The sequence below is a fragment of the Sinorhizobium sp. 7-81 genome, from assembly GCF_030124405.1.
In the GTDB taxonomy this organism is placed as follows: Bacteria; Pseudomonadota; Alphaproteobacteria; order Rhizobiales; family Rhizobiaceae; genus Sinorhizobium; species Sinorhizobium psoraleae.
Genome location: NZ_JASKLT010000089.1, coordinates 1 through 535 on the forward strand (window position 1 = coordinate 1; position 535 = coordinate 535).

Here is a 535-nt window from a genome sequence, read left to right on the forward strand (position 1 = left end):
GACGACCGAGAGGCTCGTGCTCGCGGCGTCGTAACTAAATGAAGTTTCGCCGGCTGTTTCGATCACCAGCGCCCGGAACTCGAACTCCTCGGTGTTTCGTGCCGTTAGGCGGCCGATTTGCTTTCCGTCCTGGCTCGCTATGAGTTCGGCCGGCGTAACCGCATCGACCGGCCTCAGCCACGCATGGAGCGTAGTGCCGGCGGGGAACGTGGCGCTCAGCGTCTTCAGGCTGCCGTCGAGGGGTGAGGAGAGGCGTGCATGACTTGTCATTGATCAACCTTTCACGGCGGAGCCAACAAAGGAACTTACGAACCAGCGCTGGAAGGCGAGATAGAGGGCGAGGATCGGGATCATCATCAGGACGGAGGCTGCCATGGCGCGGTCCCAATAGATGCTGTCCTGACCGAAGAAGGTGGCGATGGCGACGGCAATCGGCCGGGCATAGTCGGTCTGCGTCACCAGGATCGGCCAGAGATACTGGTTCCAGCTCTCGATCCCCATTAGAATTGAGACGGTGGCGAGGGCCGGCAGACTG

At 61.3% G+C, this 535-nt stretch carries 2 pseudogenes; both read right to left on the reverse strand.

The features are described from left to right. Nucleotides 1-270: pseudogene (locus QN224_RS34240) on the reverse strand (glycoside hydrolase family 32 protein); the annotation flags it as partial. 3 nt (nt 271-273) lie between these two features. After that, nucleotides 274-535: pseudogene (locus tag QN224_RS34245) on the reverse strand (carbohydrate ABC transporter permease); the annotation flags it as partial.